Here is a 24,647-nt window from a genome sequence, read left to right on the forward strand (position 1 = left end):
AATGAAAATGAAAAGAACGAGTTTAAAATTTAGTTTTATTGCACTTTCTGCTTTATTGGTAATGTCTTGCCACGATGAGTTAGACCAAACACCGATAGATCCAGATACTGTAACTGAACAAGATGTATTTGCAGATGCAAGTCAAGCAAAAGGCGCGCTTGCCAAATTATACGCAAGTTTAGCCTTAACAGGACAACAAGGTCCTGCAGGCCAACCAGATATTTCTGGTATAGATGAAGGTTTTTCACAATACACTAGAATGCTGTATAATCTAAACGAACTAACAACTGATCATGCTGTTGTTGGTTGGGGTGATCCAGGTTTACCTGATTTACATGCTATGTCTTGGTCTTCAGGTAACGATTTTACAGAAGCCATGTATTATAGATTAGCCCAAGAGGTTTCATTTACTAACTCTTTTATTGCAAATGCAAACCTGTTAACAGACCCTATTGTTGAACAGTATATTGCCGAAGCAAGGTTTTTAAGAGCCTTTGCTTATTATAATTTAATGGATTTATATGGTAATGTGCCATTAACTACTGAAATTTCAACTGAATTACCTGAACAAGCTTCAAGAGCTGAGATTTTTAGTTTTGTTGAACAAGAACTTCTAGATATCCAAAGTTCACTAGCAACAGATGGTTCTAATGAATACGGTCGCGTTGATGAAGTAGCCGCTTGGGCATTATTGTCTAAATTATATTTAAATGCTGAAGTATTCACTGGTGAAGCTAGATACAATGAAGCAGTAGAATTTTCTGAAAAAGTGATTAATTCATCATATAGTATTAATACAAATGATGCCAACGGAAATGGCTCTGCCTACGATGAATTATTTTTAGCTGATAATAATGTGAACGGCGCTCAAAACGAATTTATATTTGCTTTAAACTTTGATGGCTTACAATCACAAACATTTGGAGGAACAACATTCTTAACACATGCCTCAATTGGTGGTAATATGAACGCTTTAGATTATGGCGTTAATGCAGGTTGGGCTGGCTTAAGAACAACTGATGCATTAGTGAAAAAATTTGATGTTACCGATGATGCATTGAATAACTCTTTTAACACAATTTCTAATTGGGCAATCATTGGTAGTGCAACACCAAATGGATGGAATGATCCTGACACAGATATGTATGAAGTTGGTACAGATGTTTATCAAATTTTCGCTACATTGTCTGATGGCGAAATGAAGTTTAGAAGAGATAATGATTGGGCTGTAAATTATGGCGGCGCTGATGGTAATGCAGAACTCAACGGTGGTAACATCAGTGTAGATGCTGGTCGTTATTTAATTACTTTAGACTTAAATAACAATACCTACACACTTGAGTCAATTTATAATGATTTACCAGATGCTAGAGCAATGTTTTATACAAATGGACAAAGTTTAGAAATTGAGGAAATTCCTCCTTTTGAACAGGGTTTTGCTGTAACCAAGTTTAAAAATATTGACTCTAATGGTAATCAAGGCAGTGATAATACTGGTAATTATGTAGACACAGACTACCCAGTGATCAGATTACCTGAAATCTATCTAAATTACGCTGAAGCAACACTTCGCGGTGGAAATGGTAGTGAGGCTACAGCAGTTAACTTAATAAATGAAATTAGAGAGCGAGCGTATGGAAATTCTAGTGCAAGCATCAATAGTTCAGATTTAACATTAGAATTTGTTCTAGATGAACGCTCAAGAGAACTTTATTGGGAAGGCCAACGTAGAACAGATTTAATTAGATACAATCTTTTTACAACAAACGATTACTTATGGCCTTTTAAAGGAGATGCACAAAATGGTGTTTCAGTTCCTGAATTTAGAACGCTATTTCCTATTCCAAACGACTTATTATCAATTAATCCAAATTTGACACAAAATGAAGGCTATTAATCAATTAACTTTTTTAAAGTTATTTTCTATAATCATCGCTCTCGGTTTATGGAGTTGTGATGACCAAGAATTAACTCAAATTAATGAAAATGCTAACACAGCCCTATCGCTATCTATTGATGCGGTTGTGATGACTGAAGATAACACTAATGAAGAAATCTTAACGGCTACTTGGACAAAACCAGACTTTGGTTTCCAGTCAGTTCCTGAATACACCATTGAAGTTGATATGATGGGTAACGATTTTAGTAGTCCTAGGTTAGTAAATGTAGGCAGAAATACTTCAAAAGTATTTACTTCTGAAGAACTCAACAGTATCTTATTAAACCTAGGTGCTACACCAATGGAAGTTAATCAAATAGAAATGAGATTACTTGTAAGTTTAAGTGATGCCCAAGAAAGTTACACTCAACCTGTAGGTCTTGAAGCCACACCTTTTTCTTCAATTCTAGATTTATCAACTAATTTAGGTGTTGTTGGTAGTGCCACGCCTGGCGGTTGGAGTTCAACAAATGAAACTCCTATTCAAGATATTCCATTTTATTCGACTTCTGAAAACAATGTGGTTGTTGCCTATGCAACATTAAGAGATGGTGAAATGAAATTCAGAGAGAATAATGATTGGGCAGTCAATTATGGTGATGATGGAAATGATGGCTCTTTAGAGCCTAACGGTGCAAATATTCCAGTGAGTGCAGGCAATTACAAAATAACCGTTAATACTGAAACTTTAGAATGGTCTATTGAAGAGTATTCTTGGGGAATTGTAGGCGGTGCTACTGTCTACGGTTGGGACACACCAGACATAAAATTTGAATATAACCCTTTTCAAGATAATTGGAAAGCCGCTGCTACATTGACTGATGGTGAAATAAAATTCCGTCAAAATGAAGAATGGAGTTTTGACTATGGTGATAATGGCGCAGATGGAACACTTGACCAAGGTGGTGATAATATTGCAGTTGAAGCTGGACATTACATCATCACATTAGATTTAAACAGTCAAACTTATGAATTAGAACCAACTGATTTGTGGGGTCTTGTTGGTAGCGGTACTACATTTGGCTGGGATGCACCTGATCCAGATAAATTTTTACCTGATTTCGGAATTAACGAAGGTATGTACTACTTAAATGGTGTTGAAATTGGTGCAGGAGAAGTTAAAGTTAGACAAAACGAAGATTGGGGCGTTAATTACGGTGATGATGGAAATGACGGAACGCTAGAATTAGGCGGTGCTAATATTCCTGCAACACCAGGTATTTACAATGTTGAAATGAATTTTACAGTAAATCCACCGACTATTAACTTTTACCCTTGGCAATAAGGTCTAAATTACATAAAGGTCTACTTGAAGAGTAGGCCTTTTTAAATTCTAAAATTTATGAAAAAAAATCTACTTTTAATAATAAGTCTTTTATTAGGGGCAATCAGCTTAGCTCAGCAACAGACAGGGAATTTTACAATCACTCCACCTAGTTTTGAGCAAGATGATGAAATTACAATCACTTTATCTGGTGTTGTTCCAGGAGTTTGGAGTACAAGTGATGTTTATTTGTGGGCTTGGTACACGAATGCTAATGGTCAACAATTCGACTCGCCTACTAATGGCTCGTGGACAAGTTCTAGTGAATCACAAAAAATGACCAATAATGGTGATGGTACTTTTTCATTTACAATGACTCCAACCGACTTTTACGGTGCGACTGACATTGTTGAAATTGGCATGCTTGCTAAAGCTAAAGATGGTACAGGCGATAAAAAAACACAAGACTTTGTAACCGATGTTGGAACATTTCAGTTAACGCTTAATGCACCTCAAGAAGACTTAAACGTAATCCAAAACGGTGACAACTTTTCTATTTCAGCCTCAAACTCAGCTGGGAATGCCACTTATGTTTTATCTGCTAATGGAAGTGTAATTAATACTCAAACAGGTATTAACACGTATTCTTATACCGATACAAACATTACTGAGAATAAAGAGTATATTCTAGAAGTGACCCAAGGTTCTATAACTTTTACAAGAGAGTTTTCAGTTATCGCTGAACCAACCATTAACTCGGTTGCTATGCCAGCTGATTATGAAGATGGTATCAATTATATTAGTGATACTGAAGCCATTTTAGTTTTAAATGCACCTGAAAAAGATTTTGTTTACGTTGCAGGTAGCTTTAATAACTGGAATCCTGACGGAACCTATGCTATGAATATTGATCCTACGAGAGATAATAAATTTTGGATTTCATTAGATGGTTTAACACCTGGACAAATTGAAACCTATCAATATTGGGTTGTAGACCAAACACCAGTTAATGGTTCGCCTAAAGTAGTAAAAACTGCAGACCCATTTTCAACTTTGGTTTTATCACCTTTTGATGATCCTGGAATTCCAACAAATTCATATCCTAACTTACCTCAATATCCTGATGGTCAAGAACGTGAAGTGAGTGTCTTACAAACAGCAAAGCCAGAATATAACTGGCAAGTAACTGATTTTGAAAAACCTAAAAAGGAAGATCTTGTGGTTTATGAAGTTCTAGTTAGAGATTTCGATGGTGACAGAAACTACCAAGATTTAATCGATAAGATAAACTATTTTAAAGATTTAAACATCAATGCCATTCACCTTATGCCAGTGATGGAATTTGAAGGCAACGAAAGTTGGGGATATAATACAGCTTTTCATATGGCTTTAGACAAATTCTATGGGACTGAAAATAAACTTAAAGAGTTCATAGATTTATGTCATCAAAATGATATTGCTGTCATTCTTGACTTGGTATTAAATCATGCTTATGGTCGTAATCCTATGGTAAGAATGTGGATGAATGATCCTGATGGTGATGGTTGGGGCGGACCTTCAATAGAAAATCCCTACTTCAACACGTCTCCTCGACATAGCTATAATGTAGGTAACGATTTTAATCATCAAAGTGATTTTACTCAATACTACACTGAACGTGTCATCAAACACTGGATTCAAGAGTTTAAAATTGATGGCTTTAGATGGGATTTAACAAAAGGCTTTACTCAAAATTGTTCAGGCTCTAATGAATCATGCACAAATAGTTACCAACAAGATCGCGTAGATGTTTTAAAATCTTACGCTGACTATTCATGGTCGTTAGATGATAGCCATTACGTTATTTTTGAACATTTAGGCCAAGATAATGAAGAACAGCAATGGGCTAATTATCGCTTAAATGAGAATAAAGGAATTATGCTTTGGGGCAAGATGACAGACCAATATAATCAACTTACAATGGGCTTTAATTCTAATAATGATATTACTAGAATGGGTCACGAAAGCCGTGGTTTTAATGCACCTCGATTAATGGGCTATGCCGAAAGTCATGATGAAGAACGCTTGATGTATAAAAATCTAGAATTTGGAAACACTTCAAACGCTTCTCATAATGTACAAAATTTAAACACAGCTCTATCTCGCATGTCTGCACTTGGCGCTGTTACAATGACTATTCCTGGCCCTAAAATGATTTGGCATTTCGGAGATTTAGGGATGGAAAACTCTATTTTTACTTGTAATGATGGTAGTGTCAACTTACCAGGTGGTACTGATGGTGACTGTAAACTTGACACTAAACCTCAACCACAGTGGACGAATAATTGGCTCAACGACCCTATAAGAAGTCAGATTTATAATGATTGGGCAAGATTACACGAATTAAAAATTGATGAAGATGTTTTTGAAGGTGATTATGCCATAAATTCTGGTAATACTTTAACACCACGTATTTATGTATTTGACAACAACTTACCTGCTTCATCACTTAAAAACGTGGTGGTCCTTGCTAACTTTGATGTTACTGCAAGAAATATCACGCCTGATTTTCCTTATACCGGTGAATGGTACGACTTAATGGATGAAACAGGTTCAACTTCTATAAATGTAAATAACACTTCAGCAGCTATTAATATTCCTGCTGGAGAATTTAGAATTTACGGAAATGCACCTTCAACTTTAAGCAACAACCAGTTTAATCAAGAGAAAATTGCATTGTATCCTAATCCTACTTCAAATGCATTCAAGCTATCAGTTAATGTAAAAACTGTAAAAATTTATAATACGCTTGGCAAGGAAGTTAAATCTTTTAAAGCTGTAAATGCGCATCAAATTTTGAATATATCAGAACTTAAAACTGGTTTGTTTTTTGTACAAATTACAGATGAATCTGATGTAAAAGAAACTCTTAAGCTTATTAAACGTTAAGTTTGCTTAGTTTCGATCAATAAAAAAGCGCCCAGATTGGGCGCTTTTTTTATTTAATTTCTATTATAGTTTCACTTAATGGTCTTCTCACTTTTTTAAAACTGGCAAACTCATCATCATTTGAACGGTAACCTATGGCACAAACTAAAACTGATTTGAGATTTTTAGATTTTAAATCTAAAACTTCATCGTATTTGTGAGGAAGAAAACCTTCCATAGGAGAAGCATCAACTCTCTCTAAAGCACAAATAGTTAATACATTACCTAAAGCTAAATAAGCCTGGTTTTTAGCCCATTTTGAAATTTCATCATCTGTTTTTTTATCAAAATCATTAATTAAAAACTCCCTAAAAGGTGATAAAATTTCATCAGGTGTCTCTCTAATTGACTTAATAAGTTCAAAGTTATCTTCAATAAAGGCTTGATTAATCCTTTCTTCTCTACAAATTACTAATAAATGAGAAGCTGTTTTAACTTGTTGTTGATTAAAACTGTGTCTAAATAATTCATCTTTTAGATCTTTATTAGAAATCACAACTAATTTTAGTGGTTGCAGACCATATGAAGTTGGCGTCAAGTTAAAACCCTCAATGATTCTTTGTAAAATCGATTGAGGAACTATTTTATTATCGTCAAATTTTTTAGCGGCATAGCGCCATTTTAAAGCTTCAATCGTATCCATTTAATTATTTTGTGCAAATATAGGAAGCTAAAAGTTAGACAACTTACAAAGTTTACTTAAAAGAATTCACTTACCAGTTTGTCAAAAAAAGTTTAAAAGAATACCCAGTAGGATCTTTCATAAACAATAATGCAGATCTACCTGAAGATAAATAATTATCAATCTCAGGACGAATTTGCTCTAATGTAAACCACTGCTCCACTCTAATTGCAGAATTAAACCAGTTTAATTTTTGTGGCATCATAAATTGAAAATCTTTCCAGTCTTGACTGTAAAATAATTGTTTTGAGAGCCACTCACCTTCAACTTGAACATTAGTTAATGTGCTAAATTCTGGTAACTTTTCCTGAAATGGCTTAAACAGCATGGCCTTAAAACATAATCTTTGTTGAATAGATTTTTGTTTTAGTCTCAAACTATCAAGTTCAGAAGTGGCATTTTTTTGGTATAAAAGTGGAAATTGTTTAGTCTTGAGTTTATGTAATTTATCCTCAAAACGATCTCTTCTATTTGGACCAATCCAACAAAAATCGGCTGTAGTTGATAAGCTGGCATCAAATAAATAAACTTTATAAACCAATTCAAGTTGAAAAACTTCAGCTGTTACTAAATCCCGAACAAGAAAATCAAATTCACCTAAGGTTTGCTTCTGTTTAACAATTTGAAGGCTATGAGCAATCACTTCATATTGCTCAGATTGTTGTAATGCTTCAAGCATAAAAAGTTCGGCTCTTTTACCTATAAATTTCTGATTGGTTTCAAATTGTGGTGACAAAGAATAATTGTCGGGTTTAAAATCAAAAACCCTGATGTTTTTTATAAAATCATCAGGGTTTTGTACAAGCAAAGGTGTTTTAAAAAAAGCTTTATATTGGTCTTTGATTTTCATTAAATCACATCTAATGCGATGTCTATCATTTTAGAAAAAGTGGTTTCACGATCTTCGGCACTAGTTACTTCACCAGTAACGAGTGAATCAGAAATTGTTAAAATAGCTAGGGCTTCTACTCCAAATTTTGCAGCGATTGAATATAGAGCAGCTGCTTCCATCTCAACACATAAAACATTGTAAGCCGCCCATTTTTTATAATCGTCTTTTTGGTCTGTATAAAACAAGTCTGATGATAAAACATTACCTGCTTTTATTTGAATTGATCTGCTTTTGGCAGCTTCAACTGCTTTTTGAAATAAATTAAAGCTCGCTGTTGGAGCAAAATCGCCACCATCAAACCTATTACGGTTTATAGCTGAGTTTGTTGAAGCTGACATTGCTAGAACAACGTCTCTCAGTTCGATATCTTTTTGCATAGAACCAGCACTTCCGACGCGAATTAATTTTTTTGCGCCATAATCATTTATCAATTCGTGAGCATAAATACTAAATGAAGGCAAACCCATGCCTGTACCTTGAACGGACACCTTTTTGCCTTTGTAAGTTCCTGTATAACCAAACATATTTCTAACATCGTTATAACATTTGGGATTTTCAAAATAAGTTTCGGCTATCCATTTAGCGCGAAGCGGATCGCCAGGTAACAATACAGTTTCTGCGATTTCATTAGTTTGGGCTTTAATATGTAAACTCATTAATAATCGTCTTTAGAGGTTAAACCATTCATAATTGCAACACCTGAAGAAGCGCCTAATCGATGTACGCCTAAATCTATAAACATTTGTGCTGTTTTAGCATCACGTATTCCTCCAGAAGCTTTAAGTTTAACTTGATTTGAAACGCTAGCTTTCATAATTTTAATAGCTTCAACTGTAGCGCCACCACTGCCAAAACCTGTTGAAGTTTTAACATAATTTGCACCAGCTTTTTCTGAAATTTCTGAGGCTATTTTGATTTCTTCGTCTGTTAAGTTACAAGTTTCTAGAATTACTTTTAGCGTGAAGTTACCAACTGCTTTTTTTACTTCAGCAATATCTTCTTTAACACGGTCTAATTCACCAGATTTTAAAAAGGATTGGTTGATGACCATGTCAAATTCGGTTGCACCATCTTTTAAGGCTTGACGTGCTTCTTCAACTTTTGCTTTAGTTGACGTGTTACCAAGTGGAAAACCAATTACTGTACAAATTTTAACACTAGAATCTTTTAACAATTCTGTGGCTAACTCTACAAAACAAGGATTAATACAAACACTTGCAAATTGATAAGTTTTAGCTTCTTTACAAAGTTGTTTAATATCTGAAATGCTAGTGGTTGCTTTTAAAGCTGTATGATCTATAAATTGATTAATTGACATGTGTTTATATTTTAAACATTAAATCTAAAATTCATAATATCGCCATCTTGTACGATATATTCTTTTCCTTCAACACTTAATTTCCCTGCTTCTCGTACTTTTGCTTCGCTACCCAAAGTTACAAAGTCATTATATTTAATCACTTCTGCTCTAATAAATCCTTTTTGAAAATCTGTGTGTATAACGCCTGCAGCTTCAGGTGCTGTAGCACCTACTTTTACTGTCCAAGCCCGAACTTCCTTTTCGCCTGCTGTGAAATAAGTTTGTTGATTTAGTAATTTATAGGCTGAACGAATAAGCTTGGCAACGCCAGCTTCTTCTAAGCCAATATCTTCTAAAAACAATTGGCGTTCTTCAAAATCTTCTAATTCGGCTATATCGGCTTCTATACCTACTGCTAAAACTAAAATTTCGGCATTTTCATCTTTAACTGATGCCTTTACTTTTTCAACATAAGCATTGCCATTTACAGCCGATTTTTCGTCGACATTACAAACATACATGACGGGCTTATCTGTAATAAATTGTAAGGGTTTTACAAATGCTTCTCGATCGTCTTTATCAATATTTATAGCTCTTACAGAAGTTCCTTCTTCTAAGCCTTTTTTAAGTTGTTCTAAAACAGCAAGTTCTTTTTGAGCTTCTTTTTGCCCGGTTTTTGCCGCACGTTTTACTTTCTCAAGTTTTTTTTCGACGGTCTCTAAATCCTTCAATTGAAGTTCTAAGTCTATAGTTTCTTTATCATTTATGGGATCTATTTTACCATCAACATGAACAACATTATCATCATCAAAACAACGTAAAACATGCAAAATTGCATCGGTTTCTCTAATGTTTCCTAAAAATTGATTTCCTAAACCTTCACCTTTGCTAGCACCTTTTACAAGACCTGCAATATCAACAATTTCAACTGTTGCAGGAATTACTCGCTCTGGATTTACTAAACTCTCCAGTTTAAGTAGTCTTTTATCGGGAACGTTCACGACACCTACATTAGGTTCAATAGTACAAAACGGGAAATTTGCACTTTGTGCTTTTGCGTTAGATAAAGAGTTAAATAAGGTAGATTTTCCTACATTTGGTAAACCAACAATTCCTGCTTTCATAAATTAATTATTTAAGGATTGCAAAAGTAAGGATTATCATAATAAAAAGTCTAAGAAATAGACTTCAACTTATAAAATAGAACTTATACAATGAAATTTAATCGATCTACACTTCTTTATACTATTGCGGCTTTAATTACAATTTATGGTTTAGTAACCGGCCGGTTTATATTTATTTTATTGGCGTTTCCATTAGGTTTGTTTAATTACACGAAAGACAATTCAGATAAAAAATAGAACGTTAATCTTAATTTAAATACAAGCCTTGACTTCTATTATATTATTAATTTTAAACAAAAACATAATGGATAAAAATCATACACTTTCAACTAAAATAAACGATTTAAAAGAAGATGGTTATACGATAGATTTTAAACTTACCGAAAATGCTTTAGAATCTGACAGCGAAAATTCATACTCTGAAAATGATTTTATTGTAGATAAAGTCTATAGATTTGAAGGCATGTCTAACCCGTCTGATAATTCTATTTTATATGCCATTACAACAGAAGATGGCAAAAAAGGGATTCTTGTTGATGGTTATGGCGTTTCTGGTGGTCAAACTAGTAAATCTATTCAAGAAAAACTCAATTTATCTTTAAATAGATAGAAAATTAAATAAAGTTTAATTAATAAAAAACAAATATAATTATGGGTTATTTAAATTTAGAATCAACTGATTTAACTGTGAAAGAACTAAATGTACTATTAGCTGATTATCAATTATATTATCAAAAATTAAGAAATTATCACTGGAATATAGTCGGTAAAAGTTTCTTTGATTTACACGAAAAGTTTGAAGAAATGTATGATGATGCAAAGCTTAAAATCGATGAAATTGCAGAAAGAATTTTAACTTTAAGAAAGCATCCTGTTAGTAATTTGTCTGATTACCTAAAAATTTCTAATTTAGAAGAATCTGCATCAGATATTAATGATGTAGCTATGGTTAATAACTTATTAAATGATCATGGTAAACTCATTAAACAAATGAGACAAGTAGTAAGTGTTGCAGATAAAAATGGTGACGAAGGTACTATAGATTTAATTGGTGCTTACATCCGTGAATTAGAAAAAACAAGTTGGATGCTAGATGCTTGGGTTAAAAGTGTTGATGATAAATAATTATTAAATGAAAGAAGCCGATATATTAGACCAAACACAAAGTGTTTGGTCTTCTTTTTACGAAAAAATTTTTGTTTGGATAAATGAATTTATAGATAGTTTACCCAACTTAATTTTAGCAATAATAGTATTTATCCTTTTTATTATCATCTCTAAATATGCAGGAAAACTATTTAATAAAATTCTAGCACGAAGCTCTACACAAGCCTCTATTAGAGTAATTTCGGTAAAAGTTTTAAAAGCCGTTATTGGCCTGATAGGCTTTTTTATTGCTTTAGGAATTTTAAATTTAAATACTGTTTTAACTTCAGTCCTCGGAGCGGCTGGTGTTGTAGGTTTAGCAGTAGGTTTGGCCTTGCAAGGTACATTAAATAATACCTTTTCAGGTGTAATTATTAGTTTCTTACCAAAAATTCAAATTAACGACTGGATTGAAACGAATGATTTTGCAGGCAAGGTGATTGATATCAATTTAAGAAGTGTTGTTTTGCAAACTGCAGATAATAATCACGTCATGATTCCGAACTCTAAGATTGTAGATTCGGCTTTTAAAAACTTCAGTAGCGACCCACGTGGTCGTGTTACAGTTTCATGCGGTGTTGGCTATGAAAGTGATTTAGATGAAGTTCAACAAATAACAACCGATGCTATCGAAGCTATTTTTAAACAAAAATTCAATGAAGAAATTGAATTTTTTTATACTGGTTTTGGAAATAGCTCAATTAATTATATCATACGGTTTTGGACAAAAGTTGAAAATCAAAAAGATATTTATACTGCTCAACATCAAGCTATTTTAGCGATTAAAAGAGCCTACAATAAACATGATATCAACATACCATTCCCAATAAGAACACTAGATTTTGGTAAAAATAAATTTAGATCTGAAGTTTTAGATATTCGACATCAATCAGATGAAAATTAAGACTTATTGAATCATTTCTTCATATAGCGCTTCGTATTTTGGTACAATAGCTTTTACATCAAATTGAAGCGCTGTTTTCTTAGCATTAACCTTAAAATTTTCTAGTCTTGCTTCATTAGATAAAATATGGAGCGCATTTTTAGCCATGTCTTCAACATCTCCTAAATCAGATAAAAACCCTGAAACACCATGCTTATTAACTTCTGGTATTCCACCAGTATTTGTTGAAATCACAGGAACGCTATAAGCCATTGCTTCTAAAGCAGCAAGACCAAAACTTTCTTTTTTGGATGGTAACAAAAACAAGTCTGAAAAACAAAGTATTTTTTCGACCTCATTACTCTTTCCTAGAAAAATAATATCTTGTCTAACGTTTAGTTTATGAGCTAAAACTGAAGCATTTTCGCGTTCAGGCCCATCACCAACAATAATTAATTTGGCCTTCAACTGTTGCCTGATTTTAGCAAATACCTTAATTACATCACTAATTCGTTTTACTGGACGTAAATTACTAACATGTGTAATTATTTTCTCATCATCATTAGCCATTAAATGCCTTTGGCAGTTACCAACATCAAACTTAACTTTCTCAAAATCAATAAAATTAGGGATGACATTAATATCTTTATTGATATCAAAAATATCAAGCGTATTTTCTTTTAAACTTTGAGAAACAGAGGTTACTAAATTACTTTGATTGATACTAAAGTTAACCGCTGGCTTGTAAAATGAATGGCTACCAACCAAAGTAATGTCTGTACCATGCAATGTTGTAATCATTGGTAAATTAATACCTTCATCCTGAAGCATTTGCTGTGCCATAAATCCAGCATAAGCATGCGGAATAGCATAATGGACATGAAGCAAATCAATTTGATGCTGTTTAACAACTGTAACAAGCTTACTTGACAGTGCTAACTCATAAGGTTGATAGTGAAATAATGGATATTCAGGTACAATTACCTCGTGATATTTGATTTGGTGAGACAAATATTCTAATCTAACGGGCTGTTTGTATGTAACAAAGTGTATTTCATGTCCGCGTTTGGAAAGCGCGATTCCTAATTCTGTTGCAACTACTCCGCTTCCACCAAAAGTTGGGTAGCAAACAATGGCTATCTTCATATCTTAAAAATGAAATTAAACCACTAATTTAGAATTTTATAAACTAAGAAATCTTAAATAAAATCAAATTTAATTTTATATATCAAGTGAATCATAAATAACCTGCTGAATTTTGGTGCGAATATCTTCATCAATCAGTTTTCTGTTTGAAGCATCCGGATGAATTCGGTTGGATAAAAAGACATATAAAATTCCAGTTGAAGGATCTGCCCAAGTATAAGTTCCTGTAAATCCTGAATGACCAAAACTAGTCATGGAAACGCAACCACAAGTAGGACCAACATCATCTAGTTGCGGCTTATCAAAGCCTAAACCTCGCCTAACATCTTTATCACAATAATAACAAGTATTAAAAGCTTGAATGGTTGAAGGCTTAAAATAGGTTCTACCACCAAAAGTACCTTCATTCAGGTACATTTGCATAAACTGAGCTACACTTCTAGCATTCCCAAATAAGCCGGCATGACCACCAACTCCGCCAAGCATTGCGGCGCCTTGGTCATGAACATTACCATGAACTAATTGTTTACGCCAAATTTGATCATTTTCGGTTGGTGTAATTTCAGATAGAGTTTTATGCCGTTTAGGGTAAAAAAACATATTTTTAATATGCATTGTTTTATAAAAATCATTTTGAATGATAGTGTGAATTGAATCTTTGTAAGATCGCTCAATAAACTGTTTTAAAAAGTAGAAAGGAAGATCTGAATATTTATATTCAACTTCTTCTAAAAGTTCAGATGAAGCTATTTCAGCATAAATTGAGTCCTGATAATCTTCTCTTAAATATAAATTTTCAGTGACTGGAATACTGAATTTTTTTGAAGGCATTTTGCGATAGTAATTATCTAAACTATCTAAAGTTGAAGCATAAAAAGGAATCCAGGCTTGTAAACCAGCATAATGTGATAGCATTCGTTTAACCGTAATATTAGCCTTGTTTGTTGTATCTAGTTCAGGTAATAAATTTGAAAGATTATCATGAATGCTGACCTTGCCTTCTTCAACCAAACGCATAAATAAAGGTAATGTTGATAAGATTTTAGTTAATGATGCTAAATCATAAACATCTGTAGATTTGACAGGTATCTTATTTTCATAAGTATGAAAACCCAAAGATTTATCGTAAAAAATATGTCCATTTTTAGCTATAATAACTTGAACACCTGGTGACATTTTCTGTTCAATAACTTCGGTTAATAAGCTATCAACTTCAGCGAGTTTAGCTGTGTTAAACCCTAAATTTTGAGGATAATCATATCCCATTCTTCCTAAAGTAGAGTTTTGATAACCTGTTCCAACGGGAAAAGCATTGGTAATAGAAACTGGCAAGCGACCTTGAGCTTTTGTAGCACCAAAAATAATTTCAGCAGCTACTTGTTGCGCATCATCAGCATTTTGGTAGGCTTGTAAAATCACTTCAATTGGTAAAAATGAATTAAGGTCAAGCAATGCATACGGACTTGTAAAATTTACAAAAACTAACTTATGTTCTCTAGATATGGCATCTAATAATTTAATTTCAGATGTTGTTAAGCTGTATGATTTCCAAGGGTTTTCATCAGATTTATGATGACTTATAATAACCTGATCTGCAAACTTCAACTCTTCTAAAAGATTAGGATTTTCTATTGAAAATGAATTGATTTCAGCATAATTTGAAAGTGTTTCAATAAACTTGTTATTCTCTGCATCACCTAATTTTATATAAGCTATTTTAGAGTGTTGAGTTTCTGCAATTGGAATACTATTTAAATCATTCTTAACCAAAGTTATCGCCTCTTTAAATGCCTTAAAACGAGTTGCCTTGTTTTTATCTGTATTAAGATCAGAAGCCAAATTTTTAAGTGATACAGGTTGATAGTTATTTAAACCAACCTTGTATTTAGCGTAAAGTATTTTTTTAACTGAGTGCGTTAATCTTGATTTAGTAATTGTTCCGTTATTGTAGGCATTTTTTATTTGTTTAATAGCAGCTTCTAAATTGTTTGGTATAAGTAAAACATCATTTCCCGCTAAAAAGGCCTTTAACTCAACAATGCCTTTATCTCCAAACTCACTAGCACCTTTCATATTTAAAGCATCGGTAAAAATTAATCCAGAGAACTGAAGTTGATTAATCAAAAGTGAATCGACTACTTTAGATGATAATGAGGTTGGCAAACCTTCTTGCTCGGTTAATTTTGGAACATTTAAGTGGGCAACCATTACGCTGCTAAGTCCTTGTTTAAATAGCTTTTTATAGGGATATAATTCGACTGAATCTAAACGTTTTACATTAAAATCAAGACTTGGCAGGGTTTTGTGTGAGTCTTGATCAGTATCACCATGACCTGGAAAATGTTTGGCATTTGCCAAGACACCTTCAGCTTGAAAGCCTTTAATTAAAGCCAGGGCTTTTTGGGTAACCTGATTACGATCTTCACCAAAAGAGCGGTTTCCTATAATAGGGTTTTTAGGATTAGTATTAATATCTACAACAGGTGCAAAATTTACATGAACACCAAGCCGCTTGCTGTGCTGAGCAATTTGTTGTCCAACCTCAAAAACCGTATTATTATTGGTTATTGCGCCAAGTGTCATGTTATAAGGAAAAGAGAAAGTTTCATCTAAACGCATTGACAAACCCCATTCGGCATCCATTCCTATTAATAAAGGAACTTGGGCTAGTTGTTGAAATTCATTTGTAAGTTGTATTTGTTGTTTGGCAGTACCTTTAGAAAATATAACACCACCTATATGAAATTTTTTTATTTTATTTTTAAGGCTATTAATTTCAGCTGAAGACGCACTTGAAAATACATCTACCATAAATAATTGACCTATTTTTTGCTCTAAAGTTAATGTATTATAAATACTATCAACCCATTTCCGTTGCTCCAAGTGATTTTCAGAAATAAGTGGTTTAACTTGTTGAGCGTAAAAAAAATTGACTGCTAAAACAGCCAATAATAAAATAGTGTTTTTTTGCATAAGTTATTTAAGTAATCGCGCATGCCAACTTTCCTCTAATGGAATTTCCCAGAAATCATCAAATTCAGCTTTTGTATTGACTAAATTATTGAAAACAATTGTTTGTCTAGAAACAGCTTTTTGCTTTACCATTTTTTTGAAGTCTTTCAAGTTTTTGTGAGCAACAAAATCACCTTGTTTGTAACTTACATTCATTTTATCTAGCAAATCAACTTTGTAATCTTCCTCTAAAAACTGAATAAACCTTACTGAAGCATCTATCGAACAACCTGAAGCAGAACTAGTTGTTTGATCTAATCCTATAACTATAAAGCGATTATAAGGTATTTTGTATCCTGCATTTAAATCTTTACCATGAGCTGTCCAATCTTTTAAAAAGGCTTCAATTTTTGGCTTAAGCGTTGTAAGTTCTTCTTCAGAAAAACCACGATTAGATTGATAAATCCAAATGCGAGCATCATCTGGTAACGAATTAAAGTCTACTATCATAATTAATTATAAATCTTCTGCATTAGCAATCATCTCAACAACATCAAGCACTTCAATATCGTCTTGTTTTTCTTTATTTTTTACGCCATCTGTCATCATGGTATTGCAAAACGGACAACCAGCTGCAATAGCCTCTGGTTTAGTTTCAAGCGCTTCTTCAGTTCTGTGAATATTTACTTCTTTGTCTCCTTTTTCAGCATCTTTAAACATCTGTGCACCACCAGCACCACAACATAAGCCTTTTTGCTTACAACTCTTCATCTCTATTAATTCAACTTCTAGTTTACGAAGCAAATCACGAGGCGCTTCATATTCATCATTAGCACGACCTAAATAACATGGATCATGATAGGTAATGCGTTTTCCTTTAAATTTTCCACCTTCAATTTTAAGGCGACCTTCATTTAAAAGCTGTTTTAAAAACTGTGTATGATGAACCACATCATAATTTCCGCCTAATTCTGGGTATTCGTTTTTAATGGTATTAAAACAATGTGGACAAGCAGTCACTATTTTTTTTACTTCATAAGCATTTAAAACTTCGATATTAGTCATTGCTTGCATTTGAAATAAAAATTCGTTTCCAGCGCGTTTTGCAGGATCACCTGTGCAAGACTCTTCTGTGCCAAGAACAGCAAAATCAACACCAATGTTGTTTAATATTTTTACAAAGGCCTTAGTTATTTTTTTGGCTCTATCGTCAAAACTTCCTGCGCATCCAACCCAGAATAAAACTTCTGGTTGTTTACCTTCAGCTAAATATGATGCCATTGTTGGCACATGTAATTGTTTACTCATAGCACTAATCTTTAAATACTTGTATAGTCACTTCTTTATCAACTAAATCCGTGAATTTTCCTTTATATCTTGTGGCTTTAACGAGATGATTATCAATCCAGTGATAATTCCCACCACGTGGTTTACCCATCAATAAATTATGGTATTTAAACCCATGTTTTTTTAACCATTTTTCTGTAATTGCTCTATGATCTTCAGTTCTTGAAGTAAAGAAGCAAATTTGGTGACCTTCATCAAACCATTCATTGAGTGTTTTTAGAGCATCAGGGAATGGCTCGCAAGTTGCCATCCGTTCTGGTTCTTCATTAGGAACATCTTCAGTAATTGTACCATCAATATCAATGAGGTAATTTTTAATATGGTCTGGCAATCCAGGACTAACCGTTTCACCGTTAATGCTTAGTTTTTGAAGTTGTTCATCTTTATTTTTAGTCATAATTTAAGATTCATTAACCCAATTAAGACGGTCTTGTTGATTGTAAGGCCAAGGTGCAGCGTTGTTTTCTATGTTCGTCATAGCATTGTTTAATTCAGCTGGCGCCGCACTTTCTTCCATTACTAAATACTGACGCATATCCATAATAATAGATAAAGGATCAATACCAACTGGACAAGCTTCTACACAAGCATTACAGGTTGTACATGCCCAAAGTTCTTCTCGTGAAATGTAGCCATCTAACAATTTTTTGTCATCATTTTCTGGTTGATGATCACTATTTTTGTTAAGAGATTCACCAATCGACTCCAGTCGGTCTCGCGTATCCATCATGATTTTACGAGGCGATAATTTTTTACCCGTTTGATTTGCAGGGCATTCGGCAGTACAACGACCACATTCTGTACAAGTGTATGAACTCAACAACTGAAACCAAGATAAATCGGTTACATCACTAGCACCGAATTTTTCAGGGATTTCATCTTCGCCTTCAGCTGGTTCTGCAAACGGATCAGCGTTTGGATCCATCATCATCTTAACTTCACTAGTTACAGATTCTAAATTTCTGAATTCGCCTTTCGGATTCAAATTCGAAAAATAAACGTTTGGAAAAGCAAGCAGAATATGCAAATGTTTTGAATAATATAAATAATTCAAGAAAAATAAAATACCAATTATATGAAGCCACCAAGCTGCGCGTTCAACTACAATCAAGGTTGAAGTTGACAGGCCATCTAAAACTGGCAGTAAATATTGACTAATAGGAAATGCGCCCATGATGCCTGCTTCACTTGCATAATGCTTAGCACCACTTAATTGAAGTTGGTAGTCTGCTGCATTCATGGTTAAGAAAAGTAGCATTAACACCACTTCAAAATATAAAATGTAGTTGGCGTCATTTTTAGGCCAACCTTTTAATTCTTTAGATAAAAACCGTTTAATGTTCATTAGATTTCGACGTATCCAAAAAATAATAACACTTAATAAAACTAGTAATGCGAGGACTTCAAAGCTTCCAATTAAAAAATCATAAACAGGTCCTAAAAAACTAAATAAACGGTGTGTCCCTAAAATACCATCAAGAATAATTTCTAAAACTTCAATATTAATGATTACAAAACCTACATAAACAATAACGTGTAATGCTCCAGCAATAGGTTTGGTTACCATTTTAGATTGGCCTAAAGCCACACGCAACATTTTATTAAGACGTTTTTTCTTTTGATCAGAGCGATTAACATCTTTTCCGAGATTTACATTACGTTTTAAGCGCTTTACATTTCTAACAAAAAAATAAACTGCGAAAGCAAAAACGGCTACAAATAATATTTGAGGTAAAAACTGCATCATTAGTCTTGGTTATTTTGATATGGTGTGTGCTTTTTCCCAAATAGAGAAAAATGAACATATCTTTTAGGGTTTTCTTTAATATCTTTAAACAACAACTCTAATTCTTTAGAAGACTTTTCTAGGTTTGTATATAAATCTTCATCATTTATCAATTTACCTAAACTTCCTTCTCCATCTGAAATTTTAGTTGTGACTTGATTTAAATTTAACAAAGTTTGATCGATATTAGCAACCAAAGCTTGATATTCAATCTGTGATAAACTATCGGTGATTTGAACTAAATTTTCTGAAGTTTTATTAAAATTACTGATAGATTGGTTTAAATCTGAATCTTCTTGGTTTATATTTTTGTTGAGTGCATCAGCCGATAGACGTATTGATTTTAAAGTTAGTGTTAATTCTGCAACTGCGGTTTGAACTTCACTTCTGGTATTTGGATTCAATACCTGGTTAACGCTAGTAACTAAAGAATCTATACTAACAACCGAACGTTCTATTTTAGCTTGAAGCGGTGTTAATTTGTCATTCACAAGTTCTAACAATCCATCATCAATATTGCCAATTAAAGTATCTCCAGAAACGGCTTTTGTGGGGTTTTTAAAATTTGGTTCAATCGCAATAGATTTGCCACCGATAAAATCGCCGCCAAAAATATTTACCACACTATTTTTTGAAAATTGAAAATCGCTATTAATACTCAGCTCTACCAAAACCTTACCTGTTTCATTTAGAAATCTAATGTCACTAACTTGACCAACTTGTAAGCCGTTAATGGTAACTGGCGAAGAATTTCCTAAACCTTGCACATCGTCATAAACCGCGTAAAATGTACGTGATTTATTTAATAAGTTATTGCCTTTTAAGTAGTTATAGCCAAATACAAAAAGCGTAATCGCCACAATGGCAATTAGTCCTGCTTTAAATTCTTTTGATAGTTTCAAGTTTTGAATATTTTGAATGTTCAAATGTAATAAAATAAGCTGTAAGATGAGAATAAATAAGCTTATTTGAGTGCTTCTTGAATACTAACTATTTGTCCTGATTTATTAAAAGCAACGATAAAAGCGCCTTTAAAAGACTTAGACTCGGCTTTGTCTTTCAAGCTTTTGGCATCTAAGTAGTTTTTAGCTTCACCATAAAAATATTTATAAATGTTACCTACTTTTAAACGTGATATTAAATCTAAACCTTTGAAATTGTAGGGTTTTGTTTCAATTTTTTTTGAACTTGCTGCAAGTTGAACTTTAAATGTGTAACCTTGTTTGTCTTCAGTCAAATCCTTAGCTTCAACTTGCATCCCAGCTATTTGAGCATCTAAACTTTCTAAATTGATGATGTTTTTATAATTAATTAGTCCATCTACAATAGCTTCAGCCATCTTGGTTTGTCCTGTTTTTGAGTTTAAAAATCGGCCTTCAGCTTTATTGGTTAAAAAACCTGTTTCAACAAGAATACTTGGCATGTAAGTTTCTCTTAAAACTAAAAAACCTGCCTGTTTCACTTTTCGGTTTTTTCGGTTAAGCACGCCTGTAAACTGTTTTTGTACATAATTAGCTACCAAAATACTTTGATCAAGAAACTCCTCTTGCATCAAACTGAAAATAATGTAAGATTCGGGAGATTCTGGATTAAATCCATCATACTTTACTTTATAATCTTCTTCTAGCTTGATAACAGAGTTTTCTTTCATCGCTATTTCAAGGTTATCTTTGTTACGATGTAGACCTAGAACGAAGGTTTCAGCGCCATAAGCACTTGAAGTGTGTGCATTACAATGTACTGAAACAAATAAGTCGGCTTTAGCATCATTAGCTATATGCGCGCGCTTATGTAAAGGAATAAATACGTCGGTTTTACGGGTGTAAATCAGTTCTATATCTTGATAATCTTCAAGTAATTGACCAACTTTTAAAACAATTTTTAAGGCAATATCCTTTTCATTGTAACCATTACCTGTATTACCAGGATCATCACCACCGTGACCAGCATCAAGTACAATTTTGAAGGTTTCATTTTGTGCAAAAAGCTGATTACCAATTGGTGAAATAATTAAAAAAAACAGAAATAGTACAATATGTATTAACTTCATAAGTTGTGTTTTCAGGGCAAGTTTTGAGTTTTAATAAATATATGAGTTACATACTAAAATAATATGTAATTTTGGACTTTCAAAAATCAAGCCAGTTACACAAAAATAGTCTTATTAATCTTGCAAACAAATCAACTACAACTACTTTTTTTGTTTTTAATGGTTTCCATAATGGCAAGTCAGGCTCAAGTAATCGATACGACTAAAACAACTCAAGATAGCAACAAAAAAGTAACTGACTCTATTAAGGTTGATTCAGTTAAAGTTAAAAAATCGCTTTTAACCGATATCATTGAAACTACAGCTAAAGATTATAAACGTTTTGCTAGAAAAGAAAACAAGCTTTACTTGTATAATGAAGCTGAAATAAATTATCAAGATTATAATATTAAAGCAGGGCAAATAGTAGTAAATAACAATAACAACATGGTCTTTGCAGCTGGAATTGTTGACTCAACTGGAAGTTATACACAACGACCTATTTTTGAGCAAGGCAGCAATGTTGTTGAGCCTGACAGCTTGGTATTTAATTTTGATTCCAAAAAAGCCATTGTTTATAACTCACGTACAAAACAAGGCGCTTTTAATGTTAAAAGTAGAGTTTCTAAACGGGTAAATGATTCGACTTATTATTCTGCAGATGCCATTTTTACGACCGATGACGACTTAGAAGATCCTGATTATTATTTTAGAGGACGAAAAATAAAGTTTGTCCCAGATAAGAAAATTGTAACAAGTTGGGTAAATATGTATATTGCTGATGTCCCAACACCGCTAGGTTTGCCATTTGGATATTTCCCACTAACCGACAAACAAGCTTCTGGTTTTATTATTCCATCATTTGGTGAAAATGCCAACCGTGGCTTTTTCTTACAAAATGGCGGTTACTATTTTGCCATTAACGATTATGTTGATTTAGCTTTATTTGGTGATTATTACTCTAACGGTAGTTACGGTTTTAGAGCTGAAACTAATTATAATGTGCGTTACCGTTTTAACGGAAACTTCAACCTAAGAATTGAAAAATTATTAAGTGAAGAACGCGGATTCCCTAACTTTTCAGAACAAAGCATCTTCAATTTAAGATGGTCTCACAACCAAGATTCAAAAGCGAGTCCAAATTCAAGATTTTCAGCTTCTGTAAACCTAGGTAGTAGCAATTTCTACAGGCAATCTGTTAACCAAAATAATACAGGTAACTTTTTAAACAACACCTTAAATTCTTCGGTTTCTTTTTCTAAAACCTTTGATGGCGAACCTCAAATGAATTTAAACTTAACAGCAACCCATAGCCAGAATACTAACACCCAACAAATTAATATGACTCTACCAACGCTACAATTTAGTGTTGGTAGAATTTTTCCGCTTGCACCAAAATCAGGTGTTAAAAAAGGAGCCATCGAAAACATTAACCTACAATATAATGTAAGAGCCGAAAACAGAATTAGAACAAGCGATTCCTTATTTTTTAAACCACAAATGTTTAGAGACGCTCAAGTTGGCGCAAGACACTCAATACCAATATCAACTAACTTTAAAATTTTTAAACACTTTAGCGTTAGTGCTTCTACAAACCTAGAAGAAGTTTGGACGCTTAAATCGATTAAACAAGATTTTAATCCAACAACACGTCAAGTTGTTAGAGACACTTTAAATAATTTTGACCGCTATTTAACCTATAACTTTAGTTCTAGTATCGGTACCACTGTATATGGTAAGGTAAATTTTGGTGATGACAAAAAAATAAAGGCTATTAGGCACGTCATGCGACCAAGTATTGGTTATAATATTAATCCGGGTTTTGACCAATATTACGATGAATATATCAGACCTGGAATTGCAGGTGCTGAAGACGAAATTATTGAGTATTCACGTTTTGAAGGAACGCTTTATGGCGCACCAAATAACCGGTTTTCTAATGGTATTTCATTTAGTTTAACTAATGATTTTGAAGCCAAAGTGCGTAAAAAAGACTCAACTTTAACTGGAGAAGATCGATGGGAGAAAAGAAAATTACTGAATAACCTAAGTTTTAGCACGAATTATGATATAGCTGCAGACTCGCTAAACCTAAGTGAAATAGCTGTAAGAGCTTCAATACCTGTCGTAAAAGATAAGTTAACCATTAATGCCATAGGATCTCTAAATATTTATGCCTTAGATAACAATAACCGTTTAATTGATAAGTTAAATATTGAAAATGGCGGAAGCTTATTTCGTTTAACACGAGGAAATTTAAGCTTTAATTATGCCCTTGATAGCAGAACACTTTTTGGCAAAGATGATGAAGATGATGATAAAAAATCAGATAATAAAACTTCAGAATCTGCTTTAAATGGCGGTCGAGACGATAATTTATTTGGTAGTAGTGAACCGCTCAACACTACAAATAATCGCAAAAACAACAAAGATAAACCTAAGTCTGAAAAAGAAAATAAGCTTTACAATTACAACATTCCGTGGAGTTTAAATTTAGCCTACACCTTAACCTACAATAATAGGGCAAGAGAAAATGAAATTGGCTCACATTCCATCATGTTCTCCGGCGATGTTGAATTATCACCAAACTGGTCAGTCGGTGTGTCTTCTGGTTTTGATTTAAAAGACAAAGGTTTCACATTTACACAATTTAGATTTTCTAGAGACCTTAATACCTGGCGAATGAACTTTAATTGGACGCCATTTGGCACCCGTAAATCTTGGTTTTTCTTTATCGGTATTAAAGCCTCAGTACTTAGCGATATAAAATATGACAAAAACCGAGAACGCGACAGACAATTATAATATGAAAAAGATCTTCAACTCAAACCAAGCGCCTCAACCGATTGGTGCCTATAATCAAAGTGTGTTTATTAATAATATGCTCTACACCTCTGGCCAAATTGCTATCAATCCAAAAACAAACAAAACTGAATTTGGAGACATTAGCCATGAAACGCGTTTAGTTATGCAACATTTAGAAGCCATTTTAGCAGAAGCTGAATTAAGATTTGAACATGTTATAAAAGTGAGCATTTTTGTAAAAGATATTTCAAACTTCGCTGAAGTAAATAAGGTCTATAGTGAATACTTTAATCAAGCTACGGCACCAGCACGAGAAATGGTTGAAGTAGCCGACTTACCCAGGCATGCCAATGTAGAAATCAGTTTAATTGCCGCAAAATATTAA

General features: G+C 33.3%; 21 protein-coding genes. 8 read left to right on the forward strand and 13 right to left on the reverse strand.

The annotated features are described in order from the left end of the window. Positions 1–7: 7 nt before the first annotated feature. The 3 genes from BUB82_RS01910 to BUB82_RS01920 are packed head-to-tail and all read left to right on the forward strand — an operon-like array spanning position 8 to position 6,131. Positions 8–1,897, forward strand: coding sequence for a RagB/SusD family nutrient uptake outer membrane protein (locus BUB82_RS01910; RefSeq protein WP_073191261.1), 1,890 nt, complete (start codon positions 8–10; stop codon positions 1,895–1,897). Further along, on the forward strand, positions 1,884–3,224 hold the full coding sequence (locus tag BUB82_RS01915) for a SusE domain-containing protein (protein WP_073191264.1): 1,341 nt from the start codon (positions 1,884–1,886) through the stop codon (positions 3,222–3,224). Before BUB82_RS01910 ends, BUB82_RS01915 begins: the two co-directional genes overlap by 14 nt. A gap of 57 nt (positions 3,225–3,281) precedes the next feature. Continuing rightward, a complete protein-coding gene (locus BUB82_RS01920) occupies positions 3,282–6,131 on the forward strand; it encodes an alpha-amylase family glycosyl hydrolase (protein ID WP_073191267.1) in 2,850 nt (949 codons plus the stop codon). A gap of 49 nt (positions 6,132–6,180) precedes the next feature. On the opposite strand, the gene BUB82_RS01925 is transcribed toward BUB82_RS01920, so the two are convergent. From BUB82_RS01925 to ychF, 5 genes are all read right to left on the reverse strand, one after another. Further along, on the reverse strand, positions 6,181–6,813 hold the full coding sequence (locus BUB82_RS01925; protein WP_073191270.1) for an NAD(P)H-dependent oxidoreductase: 633 nt from the start codon (positions 6,811–6,813) through the stop codon (positions 6,181–6,183). A gap of 70 nt (positions 6,814–6,883) precedes the next feature. Next, positions 6,884–7,702, reverse strand: a complete 819-nt coding sequence (locus BUB82_RS01930; RefSeq protein WP_073191273.1) for a DUF1853 family protein — start codon at positions 7,700–7,702, stop codon at positions 6,884–6,886. Continuing rightward, complete coding sequence (gene deoD, locus BUB82_RS01935; RefSeq protein ID WP_073191275.1) at positions 7,702–8,400, reverse strand: purine-nucleoside phosphorylase; 699 nt, start codon at positions 8,398–8,400, stop codon at positions 7,702–7,704. Before deoD ends, BUB82_RS01930 begins: the two co-directional genes overlap by 1 nt. Next, positions 8,400–9,062 (reverse strand): deoxyribose-phosphate aldolase, encoded by a 663-nt coding sequence (deoC, locus tag BUB82_RS01940; RefSeq protein WP_073191278.1) that lies wholly within the window; start codon positions 9,060–9,062, stop codon positions 8,400–8,402. Before deoC ends, deoD begins: the two co-directional genes overlap by 1 nt. Before the next feature lie 11 nt (positions 9,063–9,073). Then, on the reverse strand, positions 9,074–10,168 hold the full coding sequence (gene ychF, locus BUB82_RS01945; RefSeq protein ID WP_073191281.1) for a redox-regulated ATPase YchF: 1,095 nt from the start codon (positions 10,166–10,168) through the stop codon (positions 9,074–9,076). 304 nt (positions 10,169–10,472) lie between these two features. Here ychF and BUB82_RS01950 point away from each other — a divergent pair, with 304 nt between their 5' ends. Genes BUB82_RS01950 through BUB82_RS01960 form a run of 3 tightly spaced genes read left to right on the forward strand, consistent with a single transcriptional unit; the run spans position 10,473 to position 12,218 of the window. Continuing rightward, the gene (locus BUB82_RS01950) at positions 10,473–10,778 is read left to right on the forward strand and encodes a phosphoribosylpyrophosphate synthetase (RefSeq protein WP_073191283.1); all 306 of its coding nucleotides are present in this window, start codon (positions 10,473–10,475) and stop codon (positions 10,776–10,778) included. A 41-nt stretch (positions 10,779–10,819) separates the two neighbouring features. Beyond that, a complete protein-coding gene (locus BUB82_RS01955; RefSeq protein ID WP_073191285.1) occupies positions 10,820–11,293 on the forward strand; it encodes a Dps family protein in 474 nt (157 codons plus the stop codon). 7 nt (positions 11,294–11,300) lie between these two features. Further along, positions 11,301–12,218 (forward strand): mechanosensitive ion channel family protein, encoded by a 918-nt coding sequence (locus BUB82_RS01960; RefSeq protein WP_073191288.1) that lies wholly within the window; start codon positions 11,301–11,303, stop codon positions 12,216–12,218. Positions 12,219–12,221: 3 nt separating this feature from the next. Here BUB82_RS01960 and bshA read toward each other — a convergent pair whose 3' ends face one another. The 8 genes from bshA to BUB82_RS02000 all read right to left on the reverse strand — a co-directional run bounded on the left by bshA (position 12,222) and on the right by BUB82_RS02000 (position 21,478). Beyond that, positions 12,222–13,343 carry an N-acetyl-alpha-D-glucosaminyl L-malate synthase BshA gene (bshA, locus tag BUB82_RS01965; RefSeq protein WP_073191291.1) on the reverse strand — a complete coding sequence of 374 codons (1,122 nt, stop codon included), beginning with the start codon at positions 13,341–13,343 and terminating at the stop codon, positions 12,222–12,224. Positions 13,344–13,418: 75 nt separating this feature from the next. Further along, positions 13,419–16,316, reverse strand: a complete 2,898-nt coding sequence (locus tag BUB82_RS01970; RefSeq protein WP_073191292.1) for a serine hydrolase domain-containing protein — start codon at positions 16,314–16,316, stop codon at positions 13,419–13,421. Positions 16,317–16,319: 3 nt separating this feature from the next. Continuing rightward, positions 16,320–16,805, reverse strand: coding sequence for an ABC transporter ATPase (locus tag BUB82_RS01975; protein WP_073191295.1), 486 nt, complete (start codon positions 16,803–16,805; stop codon positions 16,320–16,322). A 6-nt stretch (positions 16,806–16,811) separates the two neighbouring features. Beyond that, positions 16,812–17,603, reverse strand: coding sequence for a (Fe-S)-binding protein (locus BUB82_RS01980; protein ID WP_073191298.1), 792 nt, complete (start codon positions 17,601–17,603; stop codon positions 16,812–16,814). Between the two features lie 4 nt (positions 17,604–17,607). Next, the gene (locus BUB82_RS01985; RefSeq protein ID WP_073191301.1) at positions 17,608–18,039 is read right to left on the reverse strand and encodes an LNS2 domain-containing protein; all 432 of its coding nucleotides are present in this window, start codon (positions 18,037–18,039) and stop codon (positions 17,608–17,610) included. Positions 18,040–18,042: 3 nt separating this feature from the next. Then, positions 18,043–19,386 (reverse strand): 4Fe-4S dicluster domain-containing protein, encoded by a 1,344-nt coding sequence (locus BUB82_RS01990; protein WP_073191861.1) that lies wholly within the window; start codon positions 19,384–19,386, stop codon positions 18,043–18,045. 2 nt (positions 19,387–19,388) lie between these two features. Continuing rightward, complete coding sequence (locus tag BUB82_RS01995; protein WP_073191304.1) at positions 19,389–20,330, reverse strand: MlaD family protein; 942 nt, start codon at positions 20,328–20,330, stop codon at positions 19,389–19,391. Positions 20,331–20,392: 62 nt separating this feature from the next. Continuing rightward, complete coding sequence (locus BUB82_RS02000) at positions 20,393–21,478, reverse strand: N-acetylmuramoyl-L-alanine amidase family protein (protein WP_073191307.1); 1,086 nt, start codon at positions 21,476–21,478, stop codon at positions 20,393–20,395. A gap of 120 nt (positions 21,479–21,598) precedes the next feature. On the opposite strand from BUB82_RS02000, the gene BUB82_RS02005 reads away from it, so the two are divergent. Beyond that, positions 21,599–24,262 (forward strand): putative LPS assembly protein LptD, encoded by a 2,664-nt coding sequence (locus BUB82_RS02005; RefSeq protein ID WP_073191311.1) that lies wholly within the window; start codon positions 21,599–21,601, stop codon positions 24,260–24,262. Between the two features lies 1 nt (position 24,263). Further along, a complete protein-coding gene (locus BUB82_RS02010) occupies positions 24,264–24,647 on the forward strand; it encodes a Rid family detoxifying hydrolase (protein ID WP_073191864.1) in 384 nt (127 codons plus the stop codon).

The organism is Psychroflexus salarius (genome assembly GCF_900129035.1).
GTDB lineage: Bacteria > Bacteroidota > Bacteroidia > Flavobacteriales > Flavobacteriaceae > Psychroflexus > Psychroflexus salarius.